At 62.4% G+C, this 23,686-nt stretch carries 21 protein-coding genes; 8 read left to right on the top strand and 13 right to left on the bottom strand.

What is annotated here, in order from left to right:
• Positions 1-80 precede the first annotated feature (80 nt).
• From lpxD to rpsB, 11 genes are all read right to left on the bottom strand, one after another.
• Positions 81-1,136 carry a UDP-3-O-(3-hydroxymyristoyl)glucosamine N-acyltransferase gene (gene lpxD / locus J5X93_RS05705; protein ID WP_070572366.1) on the bottom strand — a complete coding sequence of 352 codons (1,056 nt, stop codon included), beginning with the start codon at positions 1,134-1,136 and terminating at the stop codon, positions 81-83.
• 1 nt (position 1,137) lies between these two features.
• Positions 1,138-1,641: an OmpH/Skp family outer membrane protein gene (locus J5X93_RS05700; RefSeq protein WP_043208855.1), complete on the bottom strand. Its 504-nt coding sequence runs from the start codon at positions 1,639-1,641 to the stop codon at positions 1,138-1,140.
• A 44-nt stretch (positions 1,642-1,685) separates the two neighbouring features.
• Positions 1,686-4,037 (bottom strand): outer membrane protein assembly factor BamA, encoded by a 2,352-nt coding sequence (gene bamA, locus J5X93_RS05695; RefSeq protein ID WP_043208857.1) that lies wholly within the window; start codon positions 4,035-4,037, stop codon positions 1,686-1,688.
• Between the two features lie 79 nt (positions 4,038-4,116).
• The gene (rseP, locus tag J5X93_RS05690; RefSeq protein ID WP_182941643.1) at positions 4,117-5,469 is read right to left on the bottom strand and encodes an RIP metalloprotease RseP; all 1,353 of its coding nucleotides are present in this window, start codon (positions 5,467-5,469) and stop codon (positions 4,117-4,119) included.
• 75 nt (positions 5,470-5,544) lie between these two features.
• Positions 5,545-6,735 (bottom strand): 1-deoxy-D-xylulose-5-phosphate reductoisomerase, encoded by a 1,191-nt coding sequence (gene ispC / locus J5X93_RS05685; RefSeq protein WP_182941646.1) that lies wholly within the window; start codon positions 6,733-6,735, stop codon positions 5,545-5,547.
• On the bottom strand, positions 6,732-7,547 hold the full coding sequence (locus tag J5X93_RS05680; RefSeq protein WP_043208863.1) for a phosphatidate cytidylyltransferase: 816 nt from the start codon (positions 7,545-7,547) through the stop codon (positions 6,732-6,734). The genes ispC and J5X93_RS05680 overlap by 4 nt, the downstream gene beginning before the upstream one ends.
• A complete protein-coding gene (uppS, locus tag J5X93_RS05675) occupies positions 7,547-8,302 on the bottom strand; it encodes a polyprenyl diphosphate synthase (RefSeq protein WP_043208866.1) in 756 nt (251 codons plus the stop codon). The genes J5X93_RS05680 and uppS overlap by 1 nt, the downstream gene beginning before the upstream one ends.
• A gap of 17 nt (positions 8,303-8,319) precedes the next feature.
• Positions 8,320-8,877: a ribosome recycling factor gene (gene frr / locus J5X93_RS05670; RefSeq protein WP_043208868.1), complete on the bottom strand. Its 558-nt coding sequence runs from the start codon at positions 8,875-8,877 to the stop codon at positions 8,320-8,322.
• Positions 8,874-9,617 (bottom strand): UMP kinase, encoded by a 744-nt coding sequence (gene pyrH, locus J5X93_RS05665; RefSeq protein WP_043208871.1) that lies wholly within the window; start codon positions 9,615-9,617, stop codon positions 8,874-8,876. Before pyrH ends, frr begins: the two co-directional genes overlap by 4 nt.
• Positions 9,618-9,797: 180 nt before the next feature.
• On the bottom strand, positions 9,798-10,661 hold the full coding sequence (tsf, locus tag J5X93_RS05660) for a translation elongation factor Ts (protein WP_043208875.1): 864 nt from the start codon (positions 10,659-10,661) through the stop codon (positions 9,798-9,800).
• A 184-nt stretch (positions 10,662-10,845) separates the two neighbouring features.
• Entirely contained in the window at positions 10,846-11,583 is a 738-nt protein-coding gene (gene rpsB / locus J5X93_RS05655) for a 30S ribosomal protein S2 (RefSeq protein WP_043208878.1), read from the bottom strand.
• 331 nt (positions 11,584-11,914) lie between these two features.
• On the opposite strand from rpsB, the gene map reads away from it, so the two are divergent.
• From map to J5X93_RS05635, 4 genes are all read left to right on the top strand, one after another.
• On the top strand, positions 11,915-12,697 hold the full coding sequence (gene map / locus J5X93_RS05650; RefSeq protein ID WP_043208882.1) for a type I methionyl aminopeptidase: 783 nt from the start codon (positions 11,915-11,917) through the stop codon (positions 12,695-12,697).
• 29 nt (positions 12,698-12,726) lie between these two features.
• Entirely contained in the window at positions 12,727-15,429 is a 2,703-nt protein-coding gene (locus tag J5X93_RS05645) for a [protein-PII] uridylyltransferase (protein ID WP_043208884.1), read from the top strand.
• 27 nt (positions 15,430-15,456) lie between these two features.
• A complete protein-coding gene (gene dapC, locus J5X93_RS05640; protein WP_070572373.1) occupies positions 15,457-16,650 on the top strand; it encodes a succinyldiaminopimelate transaminase in 1,194 nt (397 codons plus the stop codon).
• Between the two features lie 104 nt (positions 16,651-16,754).
• Positions 16,755-17,495 carry a zinc metalloprotease gene (locus J5X93_RS05635; RefSeq protein ID WP_139205759.1) on the top strand — a complete coding sequence of 247 codons (741 nt, stop codon included), beginning with the start codon at positions 16,755-16,757 and terminating at the stop codon, positions 17,493-17,495.
• 5 nt (positions 17,496-17,500) lie between these two features.
• On the opposite strand, the gene J5X93_RS05630 is transcribed toward J5X93_RS05635, so the two are convergent.
• Positions 17,501-19,147 carry a Na+/H+ antiporter gene (locus J5X93_RS05630; RefSeq protein WP_043208891.1) on the bottom strand — a complete coding sequence of 549 codons (1,647 nt, stop codon included), beginning with the start codon at positions 19,145-19,147 and terminating at the stop codon, positions 17,501-17,503.
• 269 nt (positions 19,148-19,416) lie between these two features.
• Here J5X93_RS05630 and J5X93_RS05625 point away from each other — a divergent pair, with 269 nt between their 5' ends.
• The 4 genes from J5X93_RS05625 (at position 19,417) to J5X93_RS05610 (ending at position 22,532) form a co-directional block, all read left to right on the top strand.
• Positions 19,417-19,764 (top strand): ArsC family reductase, encoded by a 348-nt coding sequence (locus J5X93_RS05625; protein ID WP_102082216.1) that lies wholly within the window; start codon positions 19,417-19,419, stop codon positions 19,762-19,764.
• Positions 19,765-19,805: 41 nt separating this feature from the next.
• The gene (gene dapD, locus J5X93_RS05620; protein WP_043208895.1) at positions 19,806-20,840 is read left to right on the top strand and encodes a 2,3,4,5-tetrahydropyridine-2,6-dicarboxylate N-succinyltransferase; all 1,035 of its coding nucleotides are present in this window, start codon (positions 19,806-19,808) and stop codon (positions 20,838-20,840) included.
• Between the two features lie 79 nt (positions 20,841-20,919).
• Positions 20,920-22,125, top strand: coding sequence for a cysteine desulfurase (locus tag J5X93_RS05615; protein WP_102082215.1), 1,206 nt, complete (start codon positions 20,920-20,922; stop codon positions 22,123-22,125).
• On the top strand, positions 22,122-22,532 hold the full coding sequence (locus J5X93_RS05610; RefSeq protein WP_090346065.1) for a SufE family protein: 411 nt from the start codon (positions 22,122-22,124) through the stop codon (positions 22,530-22,532). The genes J5X93_RS05615 and J5X93_RS05610 overlap by 4 nt, the downstream gene beginning before the upstream one ends.
• A gap of 99 nt (positions 22,533-22,631) precedes the next feature.
• On the opposite strand, the gene tcdA is transcribed toward J5X93_RS05610, so the two are convergent.
• Positions 22,632-23,441: a tRNA cyclic N6-threonylcarbamoyladenosine(37) synthase TcdA gene (gene tcdA, locus J5X93_RS05605; protein ID WP_070572385.1), complete on the bottom strand. Its 810-nt coding sequence runs from the start codon at positions 23,439-23,441 to the stop codon at positions 22,632-22,634.
• Positions 23,442-23,686 lie beyond the last annotated feature (245 nt).

Raw genomic sequence — 23,686 nt, 5'->3', positions numbered from 1 at the left:
GCAGGTGCTGACCACACGCTCCTTTTGCAATCCAAAGAGGAGCCAGCTAGCGTCTGTTCACTCTTGCTCAGGGAATGGTATCAGCCTTCTGATGTCGGCTGGCCACCTGAGGTCACGGTATCGACACGTTTTTCCAACTGCTGGAGACGCTTGGACATTTCATCCAACTGGCGGATACGCGCGGCGCTCTTGCGCCATTCGGCCAGAGGCTGCATGGCCGTGCCGGAAGAATAGCCGCCCGGCTCGGTGATCGAACGGGTGACCATGGTCATACCGGAAACGAATACGTTGTCGCAGACATCGATGTGACCCACCATGCCGACGCCACCGGCGATCATGCAATGCTTGCCGATGCGCGTGCTGCCGGAGATCCCGACACAGGCCGCCATTGCCGTGTGGTCACCGACCTGCACGTTGTGGGCGATCTGGATCTGGTTGTCGAGCTTGACGCCATTGCCGATACGAGTGTCCGACAGTGCACCGCGGTCAACGGCGGTGTTCACACCGATCTCAACGTCGTCACCCAGCGTCACACCGCCGATCTGGGCGATCTTCTGCCAGACGCCCTTCTCGTTGGCAAAGCCAAAGCCTTCCCCACCGATCACGGCACCGGACTGGATCACCACCCGCTTGCCGATGGTCACGTCGTGGTACAGCGTGACCCGCGGAGCGAGCCAACCACCCTCACCGATCACGCAACGTGCGCCAATAAAACAATGGGCGCCGACCGTCACGTTCGCGCCGATCCGCGCGCCGCTTTCGATCACGGCGAACGGGCCAATGCTGGCGCTGGCATCGACCTGTGCATCCTCATGTACCACGGCGCTGGGATGAATTCCCGCCACAGCCTTGGGCTTTGGATCGAACAGGTGCGAAATGCGGGCATACGCAAGGTATGGGTCCGCCACGATCAGTGCGTTGCCGGCGAAGCCTTCGGCGTCCTCGGCCTTGAGCAACACCGCGCCTGCCTGGGAATCGTCCAGGTACTTGCGGTACTGCTTGTTGGCAAGGAAGCTCAACTGCCCGGCGGTGGCCTCCTGCAAGGTGGCCAATCCGGTGATTTGCAGCGCCTCTGGGCCTTTGAGCTGCGCCCCGAGGGCCTCGGCCAATTGGCCGAGCGTCATGGTCACGGTCATATCAACGGGCTTGGTTCATGCGCTCGATGACCTGGCGGGTGATGTCGTACTGCGGCTTGACATCGATTACCGCGCCGCGCTCGAGCACCAGGTCATAGCCACCTTTCTTGATCACTTCCTCGACAGCACCATCCAGCTTGGGCTTGAGCTGCTTGAGCATGTCACGGTCAGCAACGGCCTTGGCTTCGTTCAGCTCCTTGGACTGGAACTGGAAGTCGCGGGCCTTTTGCTTGAACTCGAGCTCCAGGCGCTCACGCTCCTGCTGCTGCATCTTGTCGCCACCCTTGATCAGGCGGTCCTGGATGCCTTTGGCACTGCTTTCCAGGTTCTTGAGCTTGGTCAGTTGTGGACCGAACTTCTTTTCGGCATCGACGGCGTACTTCTTGGCCGCGTCGGATTCGAGCAGCGCCATCTGATAGTTCAGCACGGCGACCTTCATTTCGGCGAAAGCCGGGGTGGCGACCAGCGCCGCGGCCATCACGGCCAGTTGGGTCAACTTACGCACGATGCACTCCTGGATAAACCGTTGTCGTTAAGCAAGGGCCGACCTTAGAAGGTCTGGCCCAGAGAGAATTGGAACACCTGGGTATCGGCGTCGTCCGGCTTCTTCACCGGCATCGCCAGGCTGAAGCTCAGCGGACCCAGCGCAGTGATCCAGGTGACGCCCAGACCGACAGAGCTTGCCATGCCCGAGAAACCGACCTTTTCGCAATCAGGCTTGTTGCCGCAATTGGTGTCGAACACGTTACCCACGTCCCAGAACACGGAAGTACGCAGGGAGCGCTGGTCTTTGACGAACGGCAGCGGGAACAGCAACTCGGCACCGCCCTGGACAAGGACGTTACCACCGAATGGCAGCGGATCCTGGTCCGGGTCCTTGATGGTGCCCGGCTTGGTGCCCTGGCTCGGCGTACTGCGGGGACCCAGACTGCTGTCCTTGAAGCCACGCACCGAGTTGAAGCCACCCGCGAAGTAGTTCTCGTAGAACGGCAGGCCGTCGGTGGAGCCGAAACCATCACCATAGCCCAATTCGGTGTGCAAGCGCAGGGTGTAGTCGTTGGTGATTGGCTTGAACAGCTGGCCGCGGTAGTCGATCTTGAAGAACGACAGGTCGCTGCCTGGAGTGGTTACCTCGGCGCTCAGGCTCTGGGAGTGACCACGGGTCGCCAGCACGCCCTTGTTGAGGGTCGATTCCGACCAGCCCGCCGAAGCCTTGAAGTTCAGGAAGCTGTCATCGCCTTCCTTATCCAGGAAGTCGAAGATCTCGTCGACGGTGTACTTGCCGGTCTTGATCTTGTCCTGCTGTACGTTCAGGCCGAAGGTCAGGCGCGAGGTTTCGCTGATCGGGTAACCGACGCTGACGCCAGCGCCCAGGCTGTCCACCGCATAGCTGGCCACGTCGACATCGAGGTCGTCATAGTCGGTGCTGCGGTAGAAGGCGTTGTAACCCAGGCTGACGCCGTCGGCGGTCCAGTAGGGGTCTACGAAGCCGAAGTTGTAGCGGGTCTGGTATTCCGAACGGGTCAGACCAACGGAAACCTTGTTACCGGTACCCAGGAAGTTGCTCTGGCTGATCGAACCACCCAGGATCAGGCCTGCGCTCTGGGCGAAACCGACGCTGGCGGTGATCGAGCCGGAGGCCTGCTCTTCAACGCTGTAGTTGACGTCGACCTGGTCGTCGGTGCCCGGCACCGGCGGGGTCTCGACGTTAACTTCCTTGAAGAAGCCCAGGCGCTCCAGACGGGTCTTGGACTGGTCGATCAGGTAGGTCGAGGCCCAGCCGCCTTCCATCTGGCGCATTTCGCGACGCAGCACTTCGTCTTCGGTCTTGGTGTTGCCGCGGTAGTTGATACGGTTGACGTAGGCACGCTTGCCCGGATCGACCACGAACATGATGTCGACGGTATGGTCTTCGTCGTGCGGCTGCGGCACGCCGTTGACGTTGGCGAAGGTGTAGCCTTCGTTACCCAGACGACGGGTGATCAGGTCGGAGGTGGTGGTCATCACCTTGCGCGAGAACACCTGGCCTGGCTGCACCAGCAACAGCGACTTGACCTGGTCTTCCGGCACCTTGAGGTCACCGGAGAGCTTCACGTCGCGTACGGTGTACTTCTCGCCTTCGTTGATGTTGACGGTGATGTAGACGTGCTTCTTGTCCGGGGTGATGGACACCTGGGTGGAAGCGATGTCCATGTTGATGTAGCCGCGGTCCAGGTAGTAGGAGCGCAGACGCTCCAGGTCACCGGAGAGCTTCTCGCGGGCATACTTGTCGTCGTTCTTGAAGAAGGACAGCCAGTTGGTGGTCTTGAGCTCGAACAGCTGGCTCAGTTCCTCGTCATCGAAGACATTGTTGCCAACGATGTTGATGTGCTGGATGGCAGCGACGGTGCCTTCGTTGATCTTGATCTTCAGGCCGACACGGTTGCGTGGTTGCGGTACCACTTCAGCGTCGACTTCGGCCGAGTAGCGGCCCTGGGCCACGTACTGGCGCTGCAGTTCGTTACGCACACCTTCGAGGGTGGCGCGCTGGAAGATTTCGCCTTCGGCCAGGCCGGACTGTTTCAGGCCCTTCATCAGGTCTTCGGTGCTGATCGCCTTGTTGCCTTCGATCTCGATGCTCGAAACCGATGGGCGCTCGACCACGTTGATGATCAGGACATTGCCGTCGCGGCTCAGCTGGATGTCCTGGAAGAAGCCGGTCTTGAACAGGGAGCGCGTGGACTCGACCAGGCGGCGATCGTCGGCCTGGTCACCCACGTTCAAGGGCAAGGCACCGAACACGCTGCCCGCGGAGACCCGCTGCAGACCATTGACGCGAATATCGGAGATGGTGAAGGACTCGGCGTGAACTTCAGCGATCATCAGTGCGGAGAGGACCGCAGTTAGCAGCAGACGTTTCATGAAGTCCTTTTATTCCAACTGGCAATAAACAACCCGCCGCGATAAGGCGGCAGGTTCGTTCGCAATTGAGCGAAGCTTTTTATAGTCGACCCAGATCGTTGATCAGGGCGAGCAACATCACCCCGATGACCAAACTGATACCGATCTGGACCCCCCAACCTTGCACCCGATCCGAGAGCGGACGACCGCGCGCCAGCTCGATCAGGTAAAACAGCAAATGCCCCCCATCCAGTACTGGAATGGGCAGCAGGTTAAGAACCCCCAGGCTTATGCTCAGGTAGGCCAGGAAATTCAGGAAATCCCCCACGCCCGACTGGGCTGAAGCGCCCGCCACTTTAGCAATGGTTATCGGTCCGCTCAAGTTTTTTACCGAGAGCTCCCCGAACAGCATTTTCTTCAGCGATTCAAGGGTCAGGACGCTCATGCTCCAGGTGCGAGAGAGGCTCTCGCCCACCGCCTCCAACGGCCCGAAGCTCACTTCGCGCAGCATTTCGGCAGGCCATTCGACTCCCTTGACGCCAGCCCCCAGGTACCCCCCAGAGGCCTGCCCTTCCCCGCGCCGCGCAAGGGTTACCGGGACCTCCAGCTGTGCACCATCACGCTCGACGCGCAACTGCACCTTGGCCTCGGGACGTGCGCGAACGCTGTCCACGACCTGCTGCCAGTCCGCCAGGGCAACTCCGTCCAGCGCAAGCAACGTGTCGCCGGCCTTGAGCCCGGCCGCAGCCGCAGGCCCCTTGGGGTCGATCTCGGCGAGAACGGGAGGGATGGCTGGACGCCAGGGGCGCAGGCCAAGGGACTGGATCGGGTCCGGCTCGTCGACGCCCTTGAGCCAGTGATCGAGATTGATTTCATGCTGACGCTCGAGGGTAGCGCCCTCATCGCGCACCCCGACCCGCAAGGTGCCGGTCTCACCAAGGCGGCGCACCAACTGCAAATTGACGGCTGACCAGCCGTTGGTCGGCTTGCCGTCGATCGACACCACTTCCTGGCCCGCGACCAGCCCAGCGGAAGCCGCCAGGCTGCCCGACTCCACCGCACCGATGACCGGACGGACTTGCTGGGTTCCGAGCAGCGCCACGACCCAGAAGAACAGGATCGCCAGGAGGAAGTTGGCGATGGGGCCCGCCGCGACGATAGCGATGCGCTGGCCAACCGGCTTGCGGTTGAAGGATTGACCAAGCAGCGCAGGGGGTACCTCTCCCTCACGCTCATCGAGCATCTTGACGTAACCACCCAAGGGAATCGCCGCCACCACGAACTCGGTGCCATGGCGGTCGTGCCATCGCACCAGCGGCGTGCCGAAACCTACGGAGAACCGCAACACCTTGACGCCGCAGCGCCGGGCGACCCAGAAATGGCCGAACTCATGGAAAGTGACCAATACACCCAGGGCTACCAGGGTGCCGATTATCATGTAGAGCGCTGTCATAACCATCTCCGAATGACGTTCAGCCCATCCCTGGAACTCGCGGCCTGCAAGGCGTGAGCATGCAGGCCACCAGCATCAGTAACCGTGGCGCCTCAACCATTCCCGGGAAAGCTCCCGGGCCCGCTGGTCGGCGGCGAATACCGCATCCAGCGTTGGCAGCGCCACCACCGGTTCCTGGTCAAGCACCTGTTCGATCATACCCGCGATCTCGGGGAAGCGGATACGCCGCTGGAGAAATGCCTCCACAGCCACTTCGTTGGCGGCATTGAGCACAGCAGGGGCACTGTTGCCGGCCTCGGCAGCCTGACGCGCCAGACGCAGGCAGGGGAAGCGCTGTTCGTCGGGGGCCTGGAAGTCCAGACGGGCGATCGCGAACAGATCCAACGGCGCGACACCGGAATAGATACGTTCAGGCCAAGCCAGGGCATTGGCGATCGGCGTACGCATGTCCGGATTGCCCAACTGGGCAAGCACCGAACCATCGACGTAATCCACCAGGGAGTGGATGACGCTCTGTGGATGGACCACCACTTCCACTTTGGCCGGAGCTGCATCGAACAACCAGCAGGCTTCGATGAGTTCCAGCCCTTTGTTCATCATGCTCGCCGAGTCGACAGAGATCTTGCGCCCCATGGACCAGTTGGGATGGGCGCAGGCCTGCTCGGGAGTGACATCCGCCAGCGCGGCGACGGGGGTTTCGCGGAACGGCCCGCCCGAGGCGGTCAGCAGGATACGACGCACGCCCACCTGGGCCAGGCCCCGTCCATGGTCGGTCGGCAGGCACTGAAAGATCGCATTGTGCTCGCTGTCAATCGGCAATAGCACGGCGCCGCTGCGCCGCACCGCATCCATGAACAGCGCACCGGACATCACCAGCGCTTCCTTGTTGGCCAGCAATACCTTCTTGCCCGCCTCCACGGCAGCCAGGGTCGGGCGCAGGCCCGCAGCGCCGACGATGGCCGCCATCACGGCATCCACTTCAGATGCACAGGCGACCTGACAAAGACCCGCCTCCCCTTCCAACACTTCGGTGGGGCAACCGGCAGCGCTCAGACCATCACGCAGGCGCGCAGCAGCATCAGCGCTGGGCACCACCGCATAGGCCGGGCGATGCCGCACACAAAGAGCTAGCAGCTCATCGAGACGGGAGTAGCCGCTCAGGGCGAATACCTGGTAACGCTGAGGATGACGCGCGATGACATCCAGTGTGCTGAGACCGATCGACCCGGTGGCTCCCAGCACTGTGATACGTTGCGGACGACTCACATGACACCCCATTCGGCCGCCCAGAGCAGCACGGCGAACATGGGGATCGCCGCGGTCAGGCTATCGATGCGATCAAGCACGCCACCGTGCCCCGGCAGCAGGTTGCTGCTGTCCTTGATGCCTTCGCGGCGCTTGAACATGCTCTCGGTCAGATCACCGATCACCGAAGACATCACCACGACGACGGCGCCCAGCAGCCCAAGCAGTACTTGCCCGAAGCTCCAGTCGCGAACCAGCCCCACTGCAAGGGCGATCAGCAGGCTGACGGTCATACCGCCATAGACACCTTCCCAGCTCTTGCCCGGACTGACCTGCGGCGCCAGCTTGCGCTTGCCGAAAGCACGCCCGGCGAAGTAGGCCCCGATATCAGCCGCCCAGACCAGAACCATCACCGCCAGGATCAGCCAGTTGCCCAGCTGCCAATGTTTGAGCAGCACCAACCCCTGCCAGGCCGGCAACAACACCAGCAGCCCGATCAGCAGGCGACAGGCGGCACTGGCCCACAAGTCGCTGGTACGAGGATAGGTAAGGACCAGCCAGGTGGCCAGCGCCCACCAGATCACCGACGCCCCCAAGACCCAGGGTGCGAGATCCGGCATCAGATAGAGCAGCATCAACGCCCCGGCCACCACAGCGGCATAAGCCAGGCGCAGCGGTTGGGCCACCAGCCCTGCCAGCCGCGCCCACTCCCAGGCGCCAATGGTCACCACCAGGCCGATGAACAAGGCGAACTCCCCACCGTTGAGCAGGAAGAAACCACCCAGCGCGATCGGCAGCAGGATCAGCGCGGTAATGATGCGTTGTTTAAGCATTAAGCACGAGCTCCAGCCTCGACCTGCTCGCTGGTCTTACCGAAGCGGCGCTGGCGCGAAGCGAAATCGGCCAGGGCGTTGCGCATGGCCTCGTGTTTGAAGTCCGGCCAGTACAGGTCGGAGAAGTACAGCTCGGCATAAGCCAGCTGCCACAGCAGGAAGTTGCTGATGCGATGCTCGCCCCCGGTGCGGATGCACAAGTCGGGTAGCGGCAGATCACCGGTGGCCAGGCACGTCTGCAGCAGATCGGGCGTGATGTCCTCGGGGCGCAGATGGCCCGCCTGGACTTCACGCGCCAGGCGCTGCGCAGCCTGGGCGATATCCCACTGGCCGCCGTAGTTGGCGGCGACCTGCAGGATGAAGCGGTCATTGCCGGCGGTCAGGGCCTCGGCTTCGCGCATTGCAGCCTGCAACTCAGGATGGAAGCGCGAACGATCGCCAATGATCCGCAAACTGATCTTGTTCTCGTTGAGGCGCTTGGCTTCACGGCGCAGGGCCGTGAAGAACAGCTCCATCAGCGCACCGACTTCATCGGCCGGACGCTGCCAGTTCTCACTGGAGAAAGCGAACAAGGTCAGCACCTCGACCCCGGCCTCGGCACAGACTTCGATCACCGCACGCACGGCATCCACGCCAGCCTTGTGCCCGGCGACGCCGGGCAGCAGGCGTCGCTTCGCCCAGCGATTGTTGCCATCCATGATGATCGCGACGTGACGCGGCACCGAAGGCGATGCCGCTGACTTGGTCTTTTCCATGAGAGAAACCCCTGGCCTCAAACGGCCATCAGGTCCTTCTCCTTGATTTCCAGAGCCTTGTCGACTTCAGCGATGAACTTGTCGGTCAGCTTCTGCAGCTCGTCGGCGGCGCGACGCTCTTCGTCTTCGCTGATTTCCTTGTCCTTGGCCAGCTTCTTAAGATCGGCCAGGGCATCGCGACGCACGTTACGCACCGAAACCTTGGCATCTTCGGCAACGCCACGGGCCTGTTTGGTGTAACCCTTACGGGTTTCCTCGGTCAGGGCTGGCATCGGCACACGAATGGTGGTGCCAGCGCTCGACGGGTTCAGGCCCAGGTCGGAAGTCAGGATGGCCTTCTCGATGGCGGCGCTGAGGTTCTTGTCGTGGGCCACGATCTTCAGGGTACGGGCGTCCTCGACGGTGATAGCAGCCACCTGGTTCAGCGGCATCTCGCTACCCCAGGCCGGCACCTTGACGCTATCCAGGATGCTCGGGTGGGCGCGACCGGTGCGGATCGCCGCCAGGTTGCGGCCCAGGGCCTCGATGGACTTGCCCATGCGCTCCTGAGCGTCTTTCTTGATGTCGTTGATCATGCTTCGCCTTCCTCGATCAGAGTACCTTCAGCGCCACCCACCACGATGTTCAGCAGGGCGCCAGGCTTGTTCATGTTGAATACCCGCAATGGCATCTTGTGGTCGCGGCACAGGCAGATTGCGGTCAGGTCCATGACACCGAGCTTGCGATCCAGGACCTCATCGTAGGTCAGGTGATCGAACTTCTCGGCGTGCGGGTCCTTGAATGGATCGGCAGTGTAGACACCATCGACCTTGGTCGCCTTCAGCACCACATCAGCATCGATTTCGATGGCACGCAGGCAGGCTGCGGAGTCGGTGGTGAAGAACGGGTTGCCGGTACCGGCGGAGAAAATTACCACATCCCCGGAGTTGAGGTGACGAATAGCTTTGCGACGATCGTAATGATCGGTGACACCGACCATGGAAATGGCGGACATGACCAAGGCCGGGATGTTCGAGCGCTCCAGCGCGTCGCGCATGGCCAGGGCGTTCATCACGGTCGCCAGCATCCCCATGTGGTCACCGGTGACGCGGTCCATGCCGGCTGCGCTGAGCGCTGCGCCGCGGAACAGGTTGCCCCCACCGATCACCAGGCCGACCTGGACACCGATACCGACCAGCTGACCGACTTCCAGGGCCATGCGATCAAGTACTTTCGGGTCGATCCCGAATTCTTCCGAGCCCATCAGGGCCTCGCCGCTAAGTTTGAGCAAAATGCGTTTATAGCGAGGTTGGCGACCACTCACCTGCTGGGCCATTGCGAGTCTCTCCTGCGGCGTCTTAAGTAAATTCTGCGCGGGCTGGGTAACAGCCTGCTAACTGTAGCGTGGCACTGCTTCAGCGCCAGCGGAGCCTGGCCGGATAAACCCGGCTCCGGTTTGACAAAGAGGCTGCGCGCGTGAGCGGGCAGCCTCTTTGGGGCGACAGACGAGTCCGTCTTACTGCTTGGCGGCAGCTACCTGGGCGGCAACTTCTTCAGCGAAGTTGTCGACAGGCTTCTCGATGCCTTCGCCGACCTTGAAGTAGGTGAAGGAAACGATTTCAGCACCGGCCTTCTTGGCCAGCTCGCCGACTTTGACTTCCGGGTTCATGACGAACGCCTGCTCGACCAGCGAGGCTTCGGCCAGGAACTTCGAGATACGACCTTTGATCATGTTCTCGACGATGTTTTCTGGCTTGCCAGCGATCTTGTCAGCGTTCAGCTGCAGGAAGACGCCCTTCTCGCGCTCGATGGCTTCGGCCGAGACTTCCGACGGCAGCAGGAACTCTGGGTTCGAAGCTGCAACGTGCATGGCGATGTTCTTGGCCAGCTCGACGTCGCCGCCTTTCAGGACGACAGCGGCACCGATCTTGTTGCCGTGCAGGTAAGCACCGACAACGTCACCTTCAACGCGCGCCAGGCGACGGATGTTGACGTTCTCGCCGCACTTGGCGACCAGGGCTTCACGAGCGGCTTCGCGCGAGGCGATCAGCGGGGCTGCGTCGGTCAGCTTCTGGGCGAAGGCTTCTTCGATGCTTTCAGCAACGAAGTTCTTGAAGTCGTCTTGCAAAGCCAGGAAGTCGGTCTGCGAGTTCACTTCCAGCAGGACGGCGGATTTGCCGTCGGTCTTGACGGCGATAGCGCCTTCAGCGGCAACGTTACCAGCCTTCTTGGCAGCCTTGATGGCGCCCGAAGCGCGCATGTCATCAATGGCTTTCTCGATGTCGCCGCCGGCCTTTTCCAGGGCCTTCTTGCAATCCATCATGCCTTCGCCAGTACGCTCACGCAGTTCTTTTACCAGCGCTGCAGTAATTGCTGCCATTTCAAAATCCTCTTGGAAAGTTTTTCAACCATTCCACCCGCTCATCACGGGCGTTCAATTCTGGAAATCCACTGTCTTGATGTCAGCGCACTACAGGATGCGACGGGATGCTGACAGGAGGATTTCAGGTGGCAAAAAGGGGGCCAAGCCCCCTTTTTGCGTGCCAAGTAGACGCAGGCGTCAATTACTCGGCAGCTGGTGCCGCCGCTTCTTCAGCGTAGACTTCGGTGCCGCCAGCAACGTTGTTGCGGCCACGGATGACGGCGTCAGCCATCGAAGTCATGTACAGCTCGATGGCGCGGATGGCGTCATCGTTACCTGGGATGATGTAATCAACACCTTCAGGGCTGCTGTTGGTATCGACAACGCCGATGACCGGGATGCCCAGCTTGTTGGCTTCGGTGATCGCGATGCGCTCGTGATCAACGTCGATGACGAACAGTGCGTCAGGCAGACCGCCCATGTCCTTGATGCCGCCCAGGCTGCGATCCAGCTTTTCCAGGTCGCGGGAACGCATCAGGGCTTCTTTCTTGGTCAGCTTGGCGAAAGTGCCGTCTTCGGCCTGGGTTTCCAGGTCGCGCAGACGCTTGATCGAAGCGCGGATGGTCTTGTAGTTGGTCAGCATGCCGCCCAACCAGCGGTGGTCAACGTATGGCGAACCGCAACGAGCAGCTTGCTCGGCGACGATCTTGCCAGCGGAACGCTTGGTGCCGACGAACAGGATCTTGTTCTTGCCCTGGGCCAGGCGCTCTACGAACGACAGAGCGTCGTTGAACATCGGCAGGGTTTTTTCCAGGTTGATGATGTGAATCTTGTTACGCGCGCCGAAAATGAACTTGCCCATTTTCGGGTTCCAGTAACGGGTCTGGTGGCCGAAGTGCACACCGGCCTTCAGCATATCGCGCATGTTGACTTGGGACATGATAGTTCCTTGATAAGTCGGGTTGGGCCTCCACGTATCCCAATGGCCAACCCACGAGCCCATCGGACTCGGAGCACCCAGGCCATCGTGTCGACACGTGTGTGGGTTTGAGCTTCCGGAGGACCTCCCCCGAAAGCGGCGCATTTTATACCACAGACCGCGAGCGAACGGAACCCAGTCAGAACAGTTCGAATCGACAAGCGACAAGCAAAAGCAAATCGCATGCAGACGGCTGCAGCTTGCAGCTCAATGCTAGGTTTGAAGCCACCCTCTGATAGAATATGGCCTTTCCCGTTTGTTCGCGCCCTCGCGGCGCCGTAGAGAGCCCGTAATGACCGTCACCATCAAGACCGCAGAAGACATCGAGAAGATGCGCATCGCCGGCCGCCTGGCCGCCGAAGTCCTCGAGATGATCGAGGAACACGTCAAGCCCGGTGTCACCACCGAAGAACTGGACCGCATCTGCCACGACTACATCGTCAATGTCCAGCAGGCCATTCCGGCACCGCTCAACTACAAAGGCTTCCCCAAGTCGATCTGCACCTCGATCAATCACGTCGTCTGCCACGGAATCCCCAACGAGAAGCCGCTCAAGGACGGTGACACCATCAACATCGACGTCACCGTGATCAAGGATGGCTACCACGGCGATACCAGCCGTATGTTCCATGTCGGCACCGTCGCCCCGTGGGCCGAGCGTCTGTCCAAGGTGACCCAGGAGTGCATGTACAAGGCCATCGAGCTGGTCAAGCCGGGTTGCCGCCTGGGCGACATCGGCGAGGTCATCCAGAAGCACGCCGAGAAGAATGGCTTCTCCGTGGTCCGCGAGTTCTGCGGTCATGGCATCGGCAAGGTGTTCCATGAAGAGCCGCAAGTGCTGCACTACGGCCGCGCCGGCACCGGCATGGAACTCAAGGAAGGCATGACCTTCACCATCGAACCGATGATCAACCAGGGCAAGGCCGACACCAAGGTGCTGGGCGACGGCTGGACCGCCATCACCAAGGACCGCAAGCTCTCGGCACAGTGGGAACACACCATTCTGGTGACCGCTACCGGCTACGAGATCTTCACCCTGCGCAAGGACGACACCCTCCCGCGCACCTCGGCCTGACGGGGCCAATCACACAGGAACGCGACTCGATGACCCAGGTGGATCCCGAGCTGTTCGACCGCGGCCAGTTCCAGGCGGAACTGGCCCTCAAGGCTAGCCCCATCGCTGCCTTCAAGAAGGCCATCCGCCAGGCGGGCACGGTGCTCGACCGGCGCTTTCGGGAAGGCTGCGAGATCCGCCCTCTCATCGAGGCGCGCGCCTGGTTCGTCGACAATATCCTGCAACAGGCCTGGAACCAGTTCGACTGGCGCGACCAGGCCGGCATCGCCCTGGTGGCCGTCGGCGGCTACGGCCGTGGCGAGCTGCACCCCTGGTCGGACATCGACCTGCTGATCCTGCTCGACAGCGCCGAGCATGAGCAGTACCGCGACGCCATCGAGCGCTTCCTGACGCTGCTCTGGGACATCGGGTTGGAGGTCGGCCAGAGCGTACGGACGGTCGATGAATGCGCCGAACAGGCCCGCGCCGACCTGACGGTCATCACCAACCTGATGGAAAGCCGCACCATCGCCGGCCCTGAAGCCCTGCGCCAGCGCATGCTGGATGTAACCAGCACCGAGCACATGTGGCCGAGCAAGGAGTTCTTCCTGGCCAAGCGCGCCGAACTCAAGGCCCGTCACCACAAGTACAACGACACCGAATACAACCTCGAGCCCAACGTCAAAGGCTCTCCGGGCGGTCTGCGCGACATCCAGACCGTCCTCTGGGTGGCCCGCCGCCAGTACGGCACCCTGAACCTTCATGCCCTGGCCGGCGAAGATTTCCTGCTGGAAAGCGAGAACGAGCTGCTGGCTTCGTCCCAGGCGTTCCTGTGGCGCGTGCGCTATGCCCTGCACATGCTTGCAGGGCGCGCCGAGGACCGCCTGCTGTTCGACCATCAGCGCAGCGTCGCCGCTCTGCTCGGTTACAGCGACGAGAACCCCAAGCGGGCCATCGAACAGTTCATGCAGCAGTACTACCGGGTGGTGATGAGCATCAGCCAGCTGTGCGACCTCATCATCCAGCACTTCGAGGAAGTCATCCTCGCTGACGAAGACAGCGGCACCACCCAGCCGCTCAATGCTCGCTTCCGCCTGCACGATGGCTACATCGAAGCGGTCAACCCGAACGTGTTCAAACGCACGCCGTTCGCCATGCTGGAGATCTTCGTGCTGATGGCACAGCACCCGGAGATCAAGGGCGTGCGCGCCGACACCGTGCGCCAGTTGCGCGAACACCGTCACCTGATCAATGACAAGTTCCGCAACGATATCCGCAACACCAGCCTGTTCATCGAGCTGTTCAAGTGCGAAATCGGCATCCATCGCAACCTGCGGCGCATGAACCGCTACGGCATTCTGGGCCGCTACCTGCCGGAATTCGGCCTGATCGTCGGGCAGATGCAGCACGACCTGTTCCACATCTATACAGTCGATGCCCATACCCTCAACCTGATCAAGCACTTGCGCAAACTCCAGTACACCCCGGTGTCGGAGAAATTCCCGCTGGCCAGCAAGCTCATGGGCCGCCTGCCCAAACCCGAGCTGATCTACCTCGCCGGCCTGTATCACGACATCGGCAAGGGACGCCAGGGCGACCATTCAGAGCTGGGCGCGGTGGATGCCCAGGCGTTCTGCAAGCGCCACCAATTGCCGGCGTGGGACAGCAAACTGATCGTCTGGCTGGTGCAGCAGCACCTGGTGATGTCCACCACCGCCCAGCGCAAGGACCTCTCGGACCCGCAGGTGATCAACGACTTCGCCCTGCTGGTGGGCGACGAGACGCGCCTGGATTACCTCTACGTACTGACCGTGGCCGATATCAACGCCACCAACCCCAGCCTGTGGAACTCCTGGCGCGCCAGCCTGCTGCGCCAGCTCTACACCGAGACCAAGCGCGCCCTGCGCCGGGGCCTGGAAAACCCGCTGGACCGCGAGGAGCAGATCCGCCAGACGCAGACCGCGGCGTTGGATATCCTGGTCCGCGAAGGCACCGACCCGGACGACGTGGAGCAGCTCTGGGCTCAGTTGGGCGACGACTACTTCCTGCGCCACACCGCCGCCGACGTCGCCTGGCACAGCGACGCGATCCTCCAGCAGCCAGCCGATGGCGGCCCCCTGGTACTGATCAAGGAAACCACCCAGCGCGAGTTCGAAGGCGGCACGCAAATCTTCATCTATGCGCCGGACCAGCACGACTTCTTCGCCGTGACCGTAGCCGCGATGTCCCAGCTCAACTTGAACATTCACGATGCGCGAATCATCACCTCCAGCAGCCAGTTCACCCTCGATACCTATATCGTCCTGGACAACGACGGCGGCTCGATCGGCGACAACCCGCAGCGGGTCAAGCAGATCCGCGATGGCCTGACCGAAGCCCTGCGCAACCCTGAGGACTACCCGACCATCATCCAGCGTCGGGTGCCACGACAACTCAAGCACTTCACCTTCGCTCCCCAGGTGACCATCCACAATGACGCCCAGCGGCCGGTGACCATCCTGGAGATCACCGCGCCCGATCGACCTGGCCTGCTGGCCAGGGTCGGCAGGATCTTCCTGGAGTTCGACCTGTCGCTGCAGAACGCCAAGATCGCCACACTGGGCGAACGCGTGGAAGACGTGTTCTTCATTACCGATGCCGACAACCAGCCGCTGTCCGACCCGCAACTGTGCCTTCGTCTGCAGGAGGCCATCATCAAGCAGTTGCAGGCTGGCCAAGCCAGCGACGCCAGCCCGACCCGCGTGACCTTTTAACGATTAGATTGACGAGACCTTGCGCCGATGAACCATGCCCTGACCCAGCTTCAGCCCTACCCGTTCGAAAAACTCCGCGCCCTGCTGGGCAGCGTGAAGCCTGCGGCGGACAAGCGTGCCATCGCCCTGTCGATCGGCGAGCCGAAGCACGAATCGCCGGCGTTCGTCGCCCAGGCCATGGCCGACAACCTCGACAAGCTGGCGGTGTATCCAAGTACGATCGGCCTGCCAGCCCTGCGCCAGGCCATCGGCCAGTGGTGCGAGCGACGCTTCGGTGTACCGGCCGGCTGGCTCGATGCCGACCGTCATATCCTGCCGGTCAATGGTACCCGCGAGGCGTTGTTCGCCTTCACCCAAGCCGTGGTCAACCGCGCCGATGACGGCCTGGTGGTCAGCCCCAACCCGTTCTACCAGATCTACGAAGGCGCGGCCCTGCTGGCGGGCGCTACGCCGCATTACCTGCCATGCCTGGAAAGCAACGGTTTCAACCCTGACTTCGACGCTGTGCCGGTCGAGGTCTGGAAGCGTTGCCAAATCCTCTTCCTGTGCTCGCCCGGCAATCCCACCGGCGCCCTGGTGCCAATGGAGACCCTGAAAAAGCTGATTGCCTTGGCCGACGAGCATGACTTCGTGATTGCCGCGGACGAGTGCTACAGCGAGCTGTACTTCGACGAAGAGGCGCCGCCACCCGGTCTGCTCAGCGCCTGTGCCGAGCTGGGCCGCAGCGACTTCGCCCGCTGCGTGGTGTTCCACAGCCTGTCCAAACGCTCCAACCTGCCGGGCCTGCGCTCCGGTTTCGTGGCGGGCGATGCCAAGATCATCAAGCCATTCCTGCTCTATCGCACCTACCACGGCTGTGCCATGCCGGTGCAGACCCAACTGGCGAGCGTGGCGGCCTGGCAGGACGAAGCCCACGTGCGCGAGAACCGCGACCAGTACCGGGCCAAGTACGACGCAGTGCTGGACATTCTCCAGCCGGTGATGGACGTTCAGCGTCCCGACGGCAGCTTCTACCTGTGGGCCAAGGTGCCCGGCTGCGATGCCGACTTCACCCGCGACCTGTTCGAAGCCGAGCATGTGACTGTGGTGCCAGGCTCCTATCTGTCTCGTGAGGTGGACGGGGTCAACCCTGGCGCTGGCCGCGTGCGCATGGCGCTGGTCGCACCGTTGGCCGAGTGCATCGAGGCGGCAGAACGGATTCGCGCCTTCCTGACTCGTTGAGAGGCGACGCGTCGGGCAGCGAACTGTCGGTGAGCAATAAGTACCGCACATAGCCACCGGCAACAGGAAAAGCTCCGCATCTTTGACCTAGCGGAGCTTTTCCCTTGACCTCATTGATCTTTCCTCGTCGGCGCGCACCTCTGGACATGCGCCAAGCACATGCCCTGGCGATCGCCGAAAACCCTCGCAACGCTGGCAATGCACCGTTGGCCAACCGCCGTAAACGCGCCCTTGGCGTGCATGGCAAGCTCTGGCGTCCGGGTCGTACCCTTTGGGTCTCGTTCCTAGGCTCGACTGACCGGCGCCTGAAAACCGATATCTTCGACCTGGCCAGCCAATGGCTGGACGAATCCGACGCCAACCTCTCGCTCGACCTTGCGCTGGATGACGACCCACGTGCACAGATCCGTGTACGTGCCCACCCATCGCTGATACACAACGAATCGCTCGTGGGCACAGACGCGCTGACGACCAGGGGCGAAACCATGAACCTGAACGTTGTACCGGCGCAGGCAAGTTTCGAACACGTCGTGCTGCATGAATTCGGCCACGCCCTGGGCGCGGAGCACGAACATCAGCACCCTGGCGCAAACATTCCCTGGAACCTGCCCGAAGTGCTGAAAAGCGTCACCGCGATGCCCGGCTGGACGCACCAGCACGTCATGGAGGAAATGATCGGCACACGTGACGACGTCGGCCTGGTAAAGACCGACTACGACCCCGGCTCAGTCATGCACTACCCAGTTCCCCAGGCCTACACCTTGGGGGACTGGGAAGTTGGGCTGAACAGTCAGCTGAGCGGAAAAGACCTGGCATTCATGCGCCTGGCCTATCCCCATGACTGATGTCCTCAGCGCACTTGGCCCAGGTTCGCCTCGCTGAGGTCTAGCTCGCCCAACACCTGGCGCACCACTTCATCGCCCACCAAGTGCTGGCGATGCAGGTTGTACAGTTCAAGCCGCTGGGCGCGCAGCGCACGTAGACGCAGGCGACGTTCCAACAGGTCCATCTGCTCGGCCAGGGCCCGGGCCTCTGCCGAGTCGTTGTAGCTGTCCAGCTCATCACGGTATTCGGCCATCAGACGCGCCTTCAACTCGGTGGCCATGGTGGCTTGGGTTGCATCCTGAGCGGCGTTGGCATCAATCACTTCTTCCGCCTCCAGCGCGTGGATCGCCGCTTCTGCCGTGCGTCGCCAAGCCTCTTGGACTTCCTGGCGCAAGCGATCATCCGGGCTGCGGGTAACGCCGCGCAGCAGGATCGGCAAGGTGATCACCGCGCAAATCAGTGACAGCAGGATCACCCCAGCGGCAATGAAGATGAGCAGGTCGCGCTCGGGGAAGGCCTTGCCGGCCCCCATCAGCAAAGGTATCGACATCACACCGGCCAGGGTCACGGCGCCGCGCACCCCGCCCAAGGTCAGCAACCAGCAGGAGCGAGCCGTCGGCAGCAGCACCAGTTCAGGCTTGCCGCGCCAGCGCCGCACGACCCCAATGGCGCGCCAGATGCTCTGCACCCAGACAAAACGCAACAGGATCAATGCCGCGAAAATGGCGACCACGTCCAGGCAGCGCCAAGCCAGGGTCGGCCACACCGTGGCTTCATCGGTGACCACGGCCTTGACGATGTCCGGCAACTGCAACCCGAGCAACAGGAAGATCAGGCCATTGAAGGCAAACTCCAGCAGGGACCAGACGCTGCGGTTAAGCAGACGTGTGCTGGTCTGGCGCGGTAACAGGTCGAGCCAGCTCTGCATCATGCCCGCCGCCACCGCCGACAGGATGCCCGACACTCCCAGGCGCTCGGCCAGCACATAAGCGGCGAACGGCAGCAGCAGCATGAACACCACATGGGTCGCTGGGTCATCCCAGCCCCGGGCGATCATCCACATGCGCAGGCGCCCGACCAGCCAGCTCAATACCACCCCCACGCCCAGCCCACCCAGAGCGACCAGCACGAACGTGAGGCTGGCATCGGCCAAGGAAAACACGCCAGTGATAGCTGCGACGAGGGCAAACTTGAAGGTCACCAGGCCCGAGGCGTCGTTCATCAGCGCCTCCCCCTGGAGCATGTGCATCAACGGCGTGGGCAGGCGGTCCTGGGTGATGGCCGACACCGCCACCGCATCGGTAGGCGACAGCACCGCCGCCAAGGCGAACGCCACCGGCAGGGGAATGCTGGGCAGCAGCCAGTGGATGAAGTAACCCGCACCGACCACGGTGAACAGCACCAGGCCCACTGCCAGCGCCACCACCGGACCACGGATGCGCCAAAGCTCACGCTTGGGCATGCGCCAGCCATCGGCGAACAGCAAGGGCGGCAGGAACAGGAACAGGAACAACTCCGGATCCAGCGCAACGTGCAGCCCGAGGGTCGGCCAGGCCAGCAAAGCGCCGGCGCCGATCTGCACCAGCGGAAGCGGCAGCGGAATCACCCGCCCCACCAATTTCGACAAGCTCACCAGCATCAGCAGGATTAGGACGGTATAGGCTGACTGCATCGGCAAAGCTTCCTCTTTGAACGGACAAACGACAGCGCAGGCGAGATAGCCTTTGAAACAATATGTTAGCGGTGCTCCGCTACCTAGAGCCGCTGCACGATAGTCGCAGCTGCCCTGCCAATATGTAACACAATGCTACTCCTCTCGATGCGACAACCCTGCGCGACCACAGCCGTGGCGCTCAATGGAACGATGCCGCATAATCCGGCGACTGACTTTCGGGAGAACATGGGGAGGATTGGGGAAGCCAACGATCCCCGATGAATTCAATGGCTTACACTCTCTACGGCATCAAAGCCTGCGACACCATGAAGAAGGCCCGTACCTGGCTTGACGAAAACGCCGTCAGCTACGCCTTCCATGACTACAAGACTCAGGGCATCGACCGCGACAGCCTGAACCGCTGGTGCGACGAGCACGGCTGGGAAGTGATCCTAAATCGCGCCGGCACCACCTTCCGCAAGCTGGACGACGCCAGCAAGGCCGATCTCGACCAGGCCAAGGCCGTCGACCTGATGCTGGCCCAGCCTTCGATGATCAAGCGCCCGGTGCTCGATCTCGGTAACCGCACCCTGGTGGGTTTCAAGCCCGACCTGTACGCCGCGGCACTGGCCTGAACCGCCTTCGCTTCAACCCCTTATTCGCATGAGGTAATTGCATGTCCACTACCCTGTTCAGCCTGGCCTTCGGTGTCGGCACCCAGAACCGCCAGGGCACCTGGCTGGAAGTCTTCTACGCTCAGCCTGTCCTCGCCCCGAGCGCTGAGCTGGTCGCAGCCATCGCGCCGATCCTCGGCTACGAAGGCGGCAACCAGGCCATTGCCTTCAGCAACGCCCAGGCCGCCCAGTTGGCTGAAGCCGTCAAGGGCGTGGACGCCGCCCAGGCCGCACTGCTGACCCGCCTGGCCGAAAGCCACAAGCCGCTGGTCGCCACCGTGCTGGCTGAAGACGGCGCCCTGACCTCCACGCCAGAGGCGTACCTGAAGCTGCACCTGCTTTCGCACCGCCTGGTCAAGCCACACGGCGTGAGCCTGGCCGGTATCTTCCCGCTGCTGCCGAACGTCGCCTGGACCAACCAGGGCGCGGTCGACCTGAGCGAGCTGGCCGAATTGCAACTGGAAGCGCGCCTCAAAGGCGAGTTGCTGGAAGTGTTCTCGGTGGACAAGTTCCCGAAGATGACCGACTACGTGGTTCCAGCTGGCGTGCGTATCGCCGACACCGCCCGTGTACGCCTGGGCGCCTACATCGGCGAAGGCACCACCATCATGCACGAAGGCTTCGTCAACTTTAACGCTGGCACCGAAGGGCCAGGCATGATCGAAGGCCGCGTCTCCGCAGGCGTGTTCGTCGGCAAGGGCTCGGACCTGGGCGGCGGCTGCTCGACCATGGGTACCCTGTCCGGCGGCGGCAACATTGTCATCAAAGTCGGCGAAGGTTGCCTGATCGGCGCCAATGCCGGTATCGGTATCCCGCTGGGCGACCGCAACACCGTGGAAGCCGGTCTGTACATCACTGCCGGTACCAAAGTGAACCTGCTGGACGAGAACAACCAACTGGTCAAGGTAGTCAAGGCGCGCGACCTGGCCGGCCAGACCGACCTGCTGTTCCGTCGCAACTCGCTCAACGGCGCGGTGGAGTGCAAGACCCACAAGTCGGCCATCGAGCTGAACGAGGCGCTGCACGCCCACAACTGAGAACCTGCCCGGGTTTGAAGTGATAAGATCGGGGCTGACGTCATGTCAGTCCCGATTTTTCATTCCAGGCCCCGCGATCATGTTCCAGCCCTCCCCCTGGCGTGCCGACTTCCCCGCCATCGCCGCCCTGCAACGCCAGCACCAGACCTACCTGGACAGCGCCGCCACCACGCAGAAACCTCAAGTTTTGCTCGATGCCCTGAGCCATTACTACGGCCATGGCGCAGCCAACGTGCATCGTGCCCAGCACCTGCCTGGCGCGTTGGCGACCCAGGCCTTCGAGGCTAGCCGCGACAAGGTAGCCGCTTGGCTCAACGCCGCAGATTCCCGGCAGATCGTGTTCACCCATGGCGCCACCTCGGCCCTCAACCTGCTGGCTTATGGCCTGGAATACCGCTTCGAAGCAGGCGATGAGATCGCAATCAGCGCCCTGGAACACCACGCCAACCTGTTGCCCTGGCAGCAACTGGCGCGACGGCGCGGTGTGCGCCTGGTAGTGCTGCCACTGGACGAACATGGCCGCATCGATCTGGACCAAGCCCTGCAACTGATCGGCCCGCGCACCCGGTTGCTGGCGGTCAGCCAGCTATCCAACGTGCTGGGCACCTGGCAGCCACTGCCGGCCCTGCTCTCCCACGCGCGCGCCCAAGGCGCGCTGACGGTGGTCGACGGTGCCCAAGGCGTGGTGCATGGCCGCCATGACGTGCAGCAACTGGGCTGCGACTTCTACGTATTTTCCAGCCACAAACTCTATGGCCCCGAAGGCGTCGGTGTGCTCTATGGCCGTCCGCAGGCACTGGAGCAGCTGCGTCACTGGCAATTTGGCGGTGAGATGGTGCAACTGGCCGACTACCAAAGCGCCAGTTTCCGTCCGGCACCGCTGGGTTTCGAGGCCGGCACGCCGCCGATCGCCGGAGTCATTGGCCTTGGGGCGATCCTCGACTACCTGGCCAGCCTCGACGCCACCGCCGTGGCCCACCATGAGACCAGCCTCCATCACTCCCTGCTGCGCGGCCTGGGCGATCGCGAAGGCATCCGCATCCTGGGCACGCCACAAGCGGCCCTGGTGAGCTTTGTGGTAGAGGGTGTGCACAATGCCGATATCGCTCATCTGCTCACCGAGCAAGGTATTGCCGTACGCGCCGGCCACCACTGCGCCATGCCACTGCTCAAAGGGCTGGGCCTGGAGGGGGCGATTCGCGTGTCCCTGGCCTTGTACAACGACAGCGACGACCTGCAGCGGTTCTTCGATGCCCTGGATCAAGGCCTGGAGCTGCTGCGATGAGCCTGCCTACCGCCGCCAGACAGGCGCTGGAGCACTTCGAACAGGCCCGGGGTTGGGAGCAGCGGGCGCGGTTACTGATGCAATGGGGCGATCGCCTGGAGCCGCTGACAGAAACACAGCAAACCGATGAGCATCGTGTGCACGGCTGCGAAAGCCTGGTGTGGCTGGTGGCCGAGCACGTCGACGGCCAGTGGCACTTCAAGGCCAGTAGCGACGCGCGTCTGCTGCGCGGGCTGTTGGCGCTGTTGCTGGTGCGGGTGCAAGGCTTGCCCAGCGCGGAGCTGGCGCAGGTCGATCTGCGCGGCTGGTTTACCCAGTTGGGGCTGGAACGTCAGCTCTCGCCGTCACGCTCCAATGGCCTTCATGCGGTATTGCAGCGAATGGCTGAATTGGCGGGCCGTCAGTGACTGGAGGCTCTTCGCCGGTAAGCCTGTGAAAGGGCTCCTCAGGCCACTGTCATCCCTGGCCCCTCGGCCCGATGGGGCAGGCGGCGAGCAATCACTGGCTTACTCGGCCTTGACCCGCTCCGAAGGCCGTCGGGCACCGCCCACCAGTTTTTCCACCGCCTTGCTCGCCGCGACCATGCCGAAGGTTGCGGTGACCATCATCACTGCCCCGAAGCCGCCCGAGCAGTCCAGGCGCACGCCCTCGCCCACGAAGCTCTTTTGCAGGCACACGCTGCCATCACCCTTGGGGTAGCGCAGCTGCTCGCTGGAGAACACACAGGGCACACCGTAGTTGCGCGATACATTGCGCGAGAAGTTGTAGTCGCGCCGTAGGGTCGAGCGTACCCGCGAGGCCAGCGGGTCGTTGAAGGTCTTGTTCAGATCGCCGATCTGGACCTGGGTCGGGTCGATTTGCCCGCCCGCGCCGCCGGTGGTGACGATGGCGATCTTGCGACGACGACACCAGGCGATCAATGCGGCCTTGGCCATCACGCTGTCGATGCAGTCGATGACGCAATCGAGATTTTCAGTGATGTACTCGATCATGGTGTCGCGGGTAACGAAGTCAGCCACCGCATGCACGGTACAGGCCGGGTTGATCGCCCGCAGGCGCTCGGCCATGACCTCGACCTTGGGACGTCCGACTTGCCCTTCCAAGGCATGAGCCTGGCGGTTGGTGTTGCTCACGCAGACATCATCCAGGTCGAACAGGGTGATCTCGCCAACACCACTGCGGGCCATGGCTTCGGCGGCCCAGGACCCGACCCCACCGATACCGACGATCGCCACGTGGGCCCGGCGCAGGCGCTCCAGGCCTTGCTCGCCATACAGCCGGGCAACGCCGGCGAAGCGTGGATCTTCTGTGCTCATGATCACCCCCTGAAAAAACGGCGCGCATTATAAGCCAACAGGCGGGCCCTGGGGCTTTCGTGCTGCCCGCTCACCGCATCTGGCAGCCCTTGCGAGGCGCTGGTTAGTAAAGCCCCTACAAATCCTGCTTTAATATCCCACTTATCGCAGTGGTCCTGAGCAATAGCCGAGCGGCTTCAGAACTTCATCTCCGGCGGGAAATCCAAGCCATTGCCCGCCCCGCTCTCCTTTCGGAATCTGAAACA

It is taken from the genome of Pseudomonas sp. BYT-1, assembly GCF_023611805.1.
Taxonomy (GTDB): domain Bacteria; phylum Pseudomonadota; class Gammaproteobacteria; order Pseudomonadales; family Pseudomonadaceae; genus Aquipseudomonas; species Aquipseudomonas guariconensis.
The sequence above is the reverse complement of the archived record's forward strand: the minus strand, read 5'-3'. Positions and strand labels throughout refer to the sequence as shown.